Source organism: Streptomyces sp. NPDC059895 (genome assembly GCF_042731035.1).
GTDB lineage: Bacteria > Actinomycetota > Actinomycetes > Streptomycetales > Streptomycetaceae > Streptomyces.
On sequence record NZ_JBHWKO010000014.1, the window covers coordinates 112,585 to 122,210 of the forward strand.

At 73.6% G+C, this 9,626-nt stretch carries 6 protein-coding genes; 3 read left to right on the forward strand and 3 right to left on the reverse strand.

The genetic code is table 11. The annotated features are described in order from the left end of the window. The first annotated feature begins 49 nt into the window (after positions 1-49). Positions 50-1,186, forward strand: a complete 1,137-nt coding sequence (locus ACFV9M_RS18595) for a methyltransferase (RefSeq protein WP_385063049.1) — start codon at positions 50-52, stop codon at positions 1,184-1,186. Here the strand turns inward: ACFV9M_RS18595 and ACFV9M_RS18600 are convergent. Continuing rightward, positions 1,173-2,033, reverse strand: coding sequence for a ketose-bisphosphate aldolase (locus ACFV9M_RS18600; protein ID WP_385063048.1), 861 nt, complete (start codon positions 2,031-2,033; stop codon positions 1,173-1,175). The two genes, ACFV9M_RS18595 and ACFV9M_RS18600, sit on opposite strands and share 14 nt — an antisense overlap. Positions 2,034-2,351: 318 nt before the next feature. After that, positions 2,352-3,710, reverse strand: a complete 1,359-nt coding sequence (locus ACFV9M_RS18605; protein WP_385063046.1) for a lysine N(6)-hydroxylase/L-ornithine N(5)-oxygenase family protein — start codon at positions 3,708-3,710, stop codon at positions 2,352-2,354. 54 nt (positions 3,711-3,764) lie between these two features. On the opposite strand from ACFV9M_RS18605, the gene ACFV9M_RS18610 reads away from it, so the two are divergent. Beyond that, positions 3,765-4,718, forward strand: coding sequence for a methionyl-tRNA formyltransferase (locus ACFV9M_RS18610; RefSeq protein ID WP_385063044.1), 954 nt, complete (start codon positions 3,765-3,767; stop codon positions 4,716-4,718). Positions 4,719-4,913: 195 nt separating this feature from the next. Next, positions 4,914-5,927: an iron-siderophore ABC transporter substrate-binding protein gene (locus tag ACFV9M_RS18615; RefSeq protein ID WP_385063042.1), complete on the forward strand. Its 1,014-nt coding sequence runs from the start codon at positions 4,914-4,916 to the stop codon at positions 5,925-5,927. Between the two features lie 140 nt (positions 5,928-6,067). On the opposite strand, the gene ACFV9M_RS18620 is transcribed toward ACFV9M_RS18615, so the two are convergent. Continuing rightward, entirely contained in the window at positions 6,068-9,610 is a 3,543-nt protein-coding gene (locus ACFV9M_RS18620; RefSeq protein WP_385063041.1) for an amino acid adenylation domain-containing protein, read from the reverse strand. Positions 9,611-9,626: the final 16 nt, after the last annotated feature.

Genomic DNA, 9,626 nt, shown 5'->3' on the forward strand with positions numbered 1-9,626 from the left:
CGGGCCTGAGCTGCGGCTCGGCTAGCCTTGGCACACGATGGACGACCGTATGACGACGCCGTGGGGCGAGCTCTCGCTGGCCCGCCACCCCGAGGACCCGCGCGACGGCCTGCGCGCCTGGGACGCCTCCGACGCGTACCTGCTGCGCCACCTCGCCGCGGAGCGGACCCCGCTGACCGGGACGGTCGTGGTGCTCGGCGACCGCTGGGGCGCGCTGGCGACCGCGCTCGCCGCGCACCGGCCGGCGCAGATCACGGACTCCTGGCTGGGGCAGGAGGCGACCCGGGCGAACCTCGCCCGCAACGGCGCCGAACCCGGCTCCGTGCGGCTGCTGACCACCCAGGACCCGCCGCCCGCCCGGATCGACGTACTGCTGGTGCGCGTGCCGAAGAGCCTCGCGCTCCTGGAGGACCAGCTGCTGCGGCTGGCGCCGTCGGTGCACGCGGGCACGGTCGTCGTCGGGACCGGCATGGTGAAGGAGATCCACACCTCGACGCTCCGGTTGTTCGAGCGGATCCTCGGCCCGACCCGGACCTCCCTCGCCGAGCAGAAGGCGCGACTCGTCCTCACGGCTGCGGACCCGTCCCTGGAGCGTCCCGCCAGTCCGTGGCCGTACGGCTACGACCTCCCCGACGGCATCGGGCCGCTCTCCGGCCGTCCGGTCGTCAACCACGCGGGGGTGTTCTGCGCCGACCGGCTCGACATCGGCACCCGGTTCTTCCTGGGGCACCTGCCGGACACCCGGGGCGCGCGCCGCGTCGTCGACCTCGGCTGCGGCAACGGGATCGTCGGGACGGCGGTGGCGCTGGCCGACCCCCGGGCCGAGGTGCTGTTCACCGACGAGTCGTTCCAGGCGGTGGCCTCGGCGGAGGCGACGTACAAGGCGAACGGAATGCCGGGGCACGCGGAGTTCCGGGTCGGCGACGGGCTGGCGGGCGTACCGGACGGCAGCGTCGACCTCGTCCTGAACAACCCGCCGTTCCACTCCCACCAGGCGACGACGGACGCCACGGCGTGGCGGATGTTCACCGGGGCGCGGCGCGCCCTGCGGCCGGGCGGTGAGCTGTGGGTGGTGGGCAACCGGCACCTCGGGTACCACGTGAAGCTGCGACGGCTGTTCGGCAACAGCAGGCTGGTCGCCGGTGACCGCAAGTTCGTGGTGCTGAAGGCCGTCAAGCGGGGGTGAGCCCCACGCCGGTGAGGATCCGCCGGACCGTCCGGGCCATCGCCTCGCGGCCGGCGTCCAGGTAGGCGCGCGCGTCGACCGCGTCCGGGTGCGTGTGGAGGTACTGCCTGATCGCGCCCGTCAGGGCCAGGTTGAGGGCGGTGCCGACGTTCACCTTGGCGATGCCGCCCGCGACGGCGGCCCGCAGCTCCTCGTCGGGCACGCCGGAGGAGCCGTGCAGGACGAGGGGCACGTCCAGGGTGGTGCCGAGCCGCCCGAGCAGGTCGTGGTCGAGGGACGCGGTGCGCGTGGTCATGGCGTGGACGCTGCCGACGGCGACGGCCAGGGCGTCCACCCCGGAGTGCGTGACGAACGCGCGGGCCTCGGCGGGGTCGGTGCGGGCGCCGGGCGCGTGGGCGTCGCGCGGGGGTGTCCCGTCCTTGCCGCCGATCTCTCCCAACTCGGCCTCGATCCACAGGCCGTGGGCGTGCGCCCAGTCGACGGCCGCCCGGGTGGCGGCGAGGTTCTCCTCGTACGGCAGGCGGGAGGCGTCGTACATGACGAAGCTGAAGCCGGCGTCCGCGGCCTGCCGGAGCAGGGCGTCGCTCCGGACGTGGTCGAGGTGCAGCGCGACGGGTACGGCGGCCCGTTCGGCGGCGGTGGCGGCGGCACGGGCGAGCGGGAGCACCCGTCCGCGGCGGAACCTGACCGCGTTCTCGCTGACCTGGAGGACGACGGGGGCGCGGACGGACTCGGCGCCGGTGACGACGGCCTCGAGGTGCTCCAGCGTGACGATGTTGAAGGCGGCGACGGCGGTGCGGGCCGCGCGGGCCCGGGTGACCAGTTCGCCGGTGGTGGTGAGGGGCACGACGCCTCCCGGTCGGGGGCAGGGGACGTGGACGACCGGGCGGGTGGGCCGGCCCGGCCGACCGGGGCCGGGCCGCGGGCCGCGGCCGGACGGCGGTCGGACGGCGGTCGGACGGCGGTCGGACGGTGGTCGGACGGCGGTCGGACGGCGGCGAGGCGCTGGGTTCGGACCGGGCCGGCGAGCGGGTCGGGCCGGCGCCGCCGCCCGCGACGGGGCCGGGGCGGTGGTCGGACGGATGCGGTGCGGCGGTGCGACGAGGCGGGGATCCGGGGCCGGCCATGGGGCGCGCCCGTGGGACGGCCGGCGCGGGTGGCCGGGTCACGCGGACGCGGCGTGCCGGTCCAGCAGGGAGCCGTGGATCTCCGCGGCGCGGACGGCGGTGGTGGACAGCAGGGTGGAGGTCAGTCCGTGGGTGTGCTCGGTGCCGCCCTGGACGTAGATGCCCGCGGTGACGTCGGGCGCGGTCTCCACGCGGTGGTCGCGGGTGACCCGGAGGGCGTCCCCGTCGTCGCGCAGACAGACCTTGGCCGCCTCGCCGAGCAGGGCCGTCAGGTCCCGTGGGCGGTATCCCGTCGCGTGCACCAGCAGATCGGCCTCCAGCACCTGCTCCTCGCCGGTGGGCAGGAACTCCACGGCGATGTCGAGCGAGGCGTCGGCCCTCGGCCGTACGTCGCGGATGCGGGAGACGTTGAGGAAGCGCAGCCGCTCCCCGCCGGTGACCTTCTCCCGGTAGGAGGTGGCGTACAGGGACTCGATCAGGTCCATGTCGACGACCGAGTAGTTGGTGGAGCGGTGGTAGTCGAACAGGGACTGCTTCACCTCGGAGGGCGCGGTGAAGTACACGTCCACCGCCTCCGGGTCGAAGATGCGGTTGGCGAACGGGCTGTCGTCGGCCGGGGTGTAGCCGTACTTGGCGAAGACCGCGCAGATCTCGGCGGCGGGGAAGGCGCGGTGGAGGTAGTCGACGGTCTCGGCGGCGCTCTGTCCGGCGCCGAGGACTACGGCCCGGCGCACCGGCCGCCCCTGTGCGCGCAGTTCGGCGACGCGGGGCAGTAACTCGCTGTTGTGCCAGACCCGTTCGGTCAGTTCGGCGCCCGGGGGCACATGGGGTTCGAGGCCGACGGCCACGCTGATGTCGCGGGCCCTGCGGGTCAGGGTCCGGCCGGGCCGCTCGGGATCCCGGCAGACGACGTCGAAGCAGGTCACGACACCGGACTCGTCCCGGACCGGGTCGATGGAGACGACGTGGTGGCTGTACGACACCAGGTGGCGCATCCGCTCGGCGGCCCACTCGAAGTACTCGTGGAACTCCACGCGCAGCGGGAAGAGCGTCTTCTGGTTCAGGAAGTCGACGAGCCGGCCGCGGTCGCGCAGGAAGCACAGGAAACTGAAGTCGCTGGCCGGATTCCGTAACGTCACCAGGTCCTTGAGGAAGGACACCTGCATGGTGGCGTCGTCGATGAGCATGCCCCGGTGCCAGCCGAAACGCGGCTGGCGTTCGAGGAAGTGGGCGTCGAGCCGCCGCTCGGGCGGGAGTCCGGCGTTGTGTTCCTCGATCGCTATGGCCAGGGCGAGATTCGACGGGCCGAAGCCGATTCCGAGGATGTCGTGGCTGGTGTCCGATCCCAGATGCGGTGGGGGTTTCACCGTGGCATCGCCTCCCTCAGGCAGCCACATGTTAGATAAGGTAAGCCTTACCTTGCAATGGAGCCGTCGGAGGGGAGAACCGCCTTGCGCGTCGTCATGCTCGGCTACCAGACCTGGGGGCACCGCACACTCCAGGCCCTGCTCGACTCCGAGCACGAGGTCGTCCTCGTACTCACCCACCCCAGGAGCGATCACGCCTACGAGAGGATCTGGGGCGACAACGTCGCCGAACTCGCCGAGAAGAACGACATCCCGGTCCTGCTCCGCAACCGCCCCGACGACCCCGAACTCCTCGACGCCGTCCGCGCGGCCCGCCCCGACATCATCGTCGCCAACAACTGGCGCACCTGGCTGCCGCCCGAGCTGTTCGACCTCCCGCCGCACGGCACGCTCAACATCCACGACTCGCTGCTGCCGGCGTACGCCGGCTTCTCCCCCCTCATCTGGGCGCTGATCAACGGCGAGGAGCGGGTCGGTGTGACCGCGCACCGGATGAACGCCGAACTGGACGCCGGGGACATCCTGGTGCAGCGCGCGGTGCCGGTCGGGCCCGCCGACACGGCGACCGACCTGTTCCACCGCACGGTCGGCCTGATCGCGCCGATCGTGCGCGAATCGCTCGACCTCATCGCCTCGGGCCGGGACGCCGGGCAGTGGGTGCCGCAGGACCGCGACCGGGCGAGCTTCTTCCACAAGAGGGCGCCCGAGGACAGCCGCATCGACTGGCGGTGGCCGGCCGAGCGGCTGGAACGGCTGGTGCGCGCCCAGTCGGACCCGTACCCGAACGCCTTCACCCACCACCGGGGTCAGCGGCTGCGGATCGTCTCGGCCGCGGTCTCGGAGGGCCGCTACGGCGGCACGCCGGGGCGGATCTTCATCCGGGAGGGCGACGGCGTGGTCGTCGTGGCCGGTCCCGAGGCGCACACCGGCCGGTCCCGGGGGCTGGTGATCCGGCGGCTGCGCACGGACGACGGCACGGAGTACGCGGCGGGCGAGTACTTCCGCACGATGGGGGGCTACCTCACCGACCGGCCCTGAGACGGAGCCGGGCACCGGCGCCCCCTTCCCTCAACTCCCTTATTCAGTCAGGTGTTCTGAGGTCAGGTGTTCTGAGGAAACGTCACATCAGTCGCCCGGCCCGCGACTTCGGCCAGAACGCATTGCTAAGGTAAGCCTTACCTTGCTTTACTGACGGCCGTACGGCTCCTCCCGCACCGGCGAAAAGGGATGCCCATGTCGAGAAAGCTCCTCACGACCCTTCTCACCGTCATACTGGCCGCCGGAGCGACGGCCTGCGGCTCCGTCGAGGAGGACGAGGACGGCGCGTCGGGCGCCTCGGGCGAGGCGAGCACCTCCTCCTCCGCCTTCCCGGTCACCATCGAGCACAAGTTCGGCTCCACGCGGATCACGAAGGCGCCGGAGCGCGTGGTGGTGATCGGGGGCGGCGGCACGGACGACATCGACGCGCTCTACGCGCTGGGCATCACCCCGGTCGGCATCACCCAGGACGCCTTCGCCGCCGACGGCGTCTACCCATGGCTGAAGGACCGGATCGACACGGAGAAGACCACGCTCCTCGACACCGTCAACGGCGTCGACTTCGAGAAGGTGGCCTCGCTCCAGCCCGACCTGATCCTGGCCACCTCCGACTTCCAGCTGGACAAGGACTACAAGAACCTCGCCGCGGTGGCGCCGACCATCGGCTACGAGACCGCGTGGGGCGCGCAGTCCTGGCAGGAGCACGTGCAGGTGGTGGGCAAGGCGGTCGGCAAGCAGCAGGAGGCGGAGAAGGTCGTCGCCGGCACCGAGGCCGCCATCGACGAGGTCAGGGCGGCCCACCCGGGGCTGAACGGCAAGACGTACACCCTGTCCATCGGCAACACCCCGGCCAAGATCTACACGATCGCCTCCGAGGACGACTTCGCGGCGAAGCTGATGGGCGAGCTGGGGCTGAAACTGACCCCGTCGATCACGGACATCAAGACGGTCAGCGGCTCCCCCACCGGCGAGCTGTCCTTCGAGCAACTCGACAGGCTGGACGCCGATCTGGTGGTCATCGCATTCACGACGAAGGACCTCCAGCAGGCGTTCGAGGCGAGCGCGCTGGTCAAGAGCATGTCCGCGGTGGAGAAGGACAACTACGTCGTCACCGACGTCGAGACGGTCAGCCAGCTCAGGAGCCCGTCCGCGCTGGGCATCCCCTGGGCGCTGGACAACCTGGAGCCCGGGTTCGCCAAGTTCGACTAGCGACCACCGGCGGCCGGTGATCGAGGCGACCCGTCCGAGCCGGAGGGGCCTCGGGGTGTACGGTCCACCCCGCGGCCCCTCCTTCTTTCCTTCCCGCTCGTCCTTCTTGCTGCTTCCCTTCCCACTCGTCCTTCTCGCTCCTACGCCTCGCCGAGCGCCGCGTCGATCTCCTCGGCCGACATCGCCTGGATCTCCAGATGCAGGGCGGCGACCTGTTCCAGCCGGCCGGGGGTGCTCTCCTCGGCCGCCAGCCGCTCGGCCATACCGCCGGCGGTCAGGCTCGCGAAGAGGGAGCGGACGGACACCTCGGAGGTGTCCAGCGCCTCACGCAGCCGGGCCACGATCACGGTGGCGAGCACCGAGTCGCCGCCGAGCGCGAAGAACCCCTCGTCGAGGCCGACCCGTTCGACGCCCAGGACGTCGGCCCAGGTGCCGGCGACCACCGACTCCAGCGCGGTGCCGGGCGCGCGGTGCCCGCCGTCGTGGTCCCCCGCCCACAGCTCCCGCACGGCCCGCCGGTCGAGCTTGCCGTTCTGCGTCAGCGGCAGCTCCCCGGTGACCGCGATCCGGGCCGGGACCATGTGCGGCGGCAGCACCGACCGGGCCCACTCCCGCAGATCCGCCTCCGTGACCGCCTCGGCGGCCACCGCGGCCGCGAGCTGGACGCCCTGGCCCCGGGTGAGACCGGCGACGGCCCCCCGTACGGCGGGGTGTCCGGCGAGGGCCGCCTCCACCTCGCCCAGCTCGACGCGGAAGCCCCGGACCTTCACCTGGTGGTCGCGGCGCCCGAGGAACTCCAGAGTGCCGTCGGGCCGGTAGCGGGCGAGGTCGCCGGTGCGGTACCAGCGCACACCGTCCGCCTCCGTGAACCTCTCGGCCGTGCGGTCCGGATCGGACCGGTAGCCGAGGGCCACGCCGTCGCCGCCGATCCACAGTTCGCCGGGCACCCAGTCGGGGCAGTCCCGGCCGCGCGGGTCGACGACGCGGCAGCGCACGTTGCGCAGCGGGGTGCCGTAGGGGACCGCCTTCCAGTGGGCGGGCACCCGACCGCCCGTCACCTCGCAGACGGTGGAGTGGATCGCCGTCTCGGTGGTGCCGCCGAGCCCGGTGAACCGGCAGCCGGGGGCCCGCTCGGCGAGCCGGGCGGGGAGGTCGGTGCCGACCCGGTCGCCGCCCAGCAGCACGGCGCGCAGGCCGCCGAGTTCGCCGGGGGCGGTGGCGAGGAGCAGCATGTCGAGGAGCGCGGGCACGCAGTTGACGAGCGTCACCCGGTGCCGCCGCACCAGGTCGGCCCACCGGCGGGCCTCGCGCCGGTCGTCGTCGTCGACGAGGACCACCGCGCCGCCGGCGCCGAGGAGGCCGAAGACGTCGTAGACGGAGAGGTCGAACTCCAGCGCGGACAGGGCGAGGCAGCGGTCCGACGCGTCCACCGCGTACCGGTCGTTGAGGTCGTCGATCGTGTTCACGGCCGCCCGGTGCGGCACGTCGACTCCCTTGGGCTCGCCGGTGGAGCCGGAGGTGAACAGGACGTAGGCGACCTGCTCCTCGTCCACCCGCACCGGCTCCGGCAGGGGCGCCTCGCGCACCGCCTCCGCGACCGGCAGCACGTCCGGCCGCGGGGCGTCCGGGGCGTGCGGGCCGTCCGGTCCCGCCAGGGGGCGGCCGTCGGTGAGGACCGTACGGCAGCCCGCGGTGGCGAGGATGCGGTCGCGGCGGGCGGGCGGCTGGTCCACCCCGACCGGCACGTACGCGGCGCCCGCGGCGAGCACGCCGAGGACGGCGGTGAGCTGGTCCGGTCCCTTGGGGAGGCTCACGGCGACGGTGTCCCCGGGGCGGGTGCCGCGGGCCGCGAGGGCGGCGGCGCAGCGCAGCGCGCGGTCGGCCAGCTCGCCGTGGGTCAGCACTCCGTCCGTCCCCCACAGCAGCGCCGGCGCCTCCGGGTTGGCGGCCGCCCGGGCGAAGAAGCCGTCGTGGAGCAGGCGGTGCCCGCGCGGGCCGGCGGTGGCGTTGACGGCGGAGCGGACCTCGCGCTGGTCGGCGGGGAGCAGGGCGGGCACCGGCCGGTCCCAGGCCTCGTCCTCGGTGCCGAGGCGGGTGACGAGCCCGTGGAAGGCGGCGAACATCGCGTCGACCAGCCCGGCGGGGAAGGCGTCCTCGCGGACGTCCCAGTTGACCAGCAGACCCCCGTCGACCTCGGTGACCTGGGCGTCCAGCAGGACCTGCGGGCCCTGGGAGATGATCCACACCGGCTCGCCGAAGGACCGCCGCACCCCGGCGTCGAACAGTTCGCCGAGGTTGAGCGCGCTGGTGAACACGACCGGGGCGAGGACCTGTTCGCCGCGCTCGCGGGAGAGGTCGCGCAGGACCTCCACGCCGGAGTAGTCGGCGTGCGCGGCGTCGGTGTGCATCCGGTCCTGGAGGCGCCGGGCGTGCTCGGCGAAGGGCGCGGGGGCGCCGAGGTCGACGTCCAGCAGCACCGAGCTGGTGAAGTCGCCGACGAGCAGGTCGACGTCCGGGTGCGAGCCGCGCCGGTCGAACATCGGCACGTTGAGCAGGAAGCGCGGCTGACCGCTCCAGGCGGCGAGCACCTCCGCGAAGGCGGTCGCCACCGCCATGGCGGGGGTCAGCCCGTGCTGGTGGGCGCGGGCGGTCAGCCGGCGCTTCTCCCCCGGCGGCAGCCAGTGGTGGCGCCGGGTCACCCGGGTCGGGTCGGCCCGCTCCGCCTCGGCGACCAGGGGCAGCTCGGGCGCGCTGGGCAGCTCGGGCACCCGCCGCCGCCACCGGGCGCGCGCCTGCTCACGGCTGAGCCGGCGTACGTCCGCGCGCTCGGCGAGGTAGGCCGGGTAGCTGGTGCGGATGGGCGGCAGGGCGGCGCCGGGGTCCTCGTACAGCGCGGCGAGGTCGGCGAGGAGGACCCGGTAGCTGAGCGCGTCCGCGGCGAGCATGTCGACGTCGACGTGGAGCCGGGCGCGTCCCTCCGGCAGCAGCGAGAGCCGCACGGAGAACACCTCGCCGCCCTCGACGTCCAGCCGGGCGTGCGAGGAGGCCTGCCGCAGCTCCTCCAGGCGGGTCGTGACCGCCTTCTCGTCGAGGCCGCGCAGGTCGTGGACGGTCGTGGCGGGGCGGGTGAGCGCGGGCCGGATCTCCTGGCGGCCGTCGTCGGTGAACCGGGCGCGGAGCATGCCGTGGCGGGCCACGAGGGCCCCTACGGCCGTGTCGAGGCGCGCGGGGTCCACGGCGGTGCCGTCGAACTCGACGTAGAGGTGGGCCGCGACGGATCCCAGGGTGGTGTCCTCACCGCGTCCGATCCAGTACGCGTGCTGCATCACGGCCAGCGGGAACGGCCCGTCCGGGGCGGTGACGGGGGCGGGCGCCGGGGCGGGTTCGGGTCCGGGTCCGGCCTGCGGCCCGGGGTCGGGGCCGAGACCGGGGGTGGGGGTTGAGGTGGCCCGGGTGCGGGAGGCCAGCAGGGTCCGCCAGGCCCTGAGCGTCGGTTCCTTGGCGAGTTCGGCGAAGCCGATTCTGACGCCCTGCCGGCGCCAGCCGCCGGCGATCCTCATCAGGGTGATCGAGTCCAGGCCCCAGGAGATGAGGCTGTCGTCCTCGCCCGGTCGCTCCGCGGGGTCGAACGTGTCGATGACCGCACGGAGCAAGTCGTCCGCGGTCGGGGGGTGTTGCGTCACCGGTTCCTCCGCTCCC

Coding starts and splice junctions, on each gene's coding strand:
- ACFV9M_RS18595 (WP_385063049.1), top strand. CDS start 50: ATGACGACGCCGTGGGGCGAGCTCTCGCTGGCCCGCCACCCCGAGGAC.
- ACFV9M_RS18605 (WP_385063046.1), bottom strand. CDS start 3,710: ATGTGGCTGCCTGAGGGAGGCGATGCCACGGTGAAACCCCCACCGCAT.
- ACFV9M_RS18615 (WP_385063042.1), top strand. CDS start 4,914: ATGTCGAGAAAGCTCCTCACGACCCTTCTCACCGTCATACTGGCCGCC.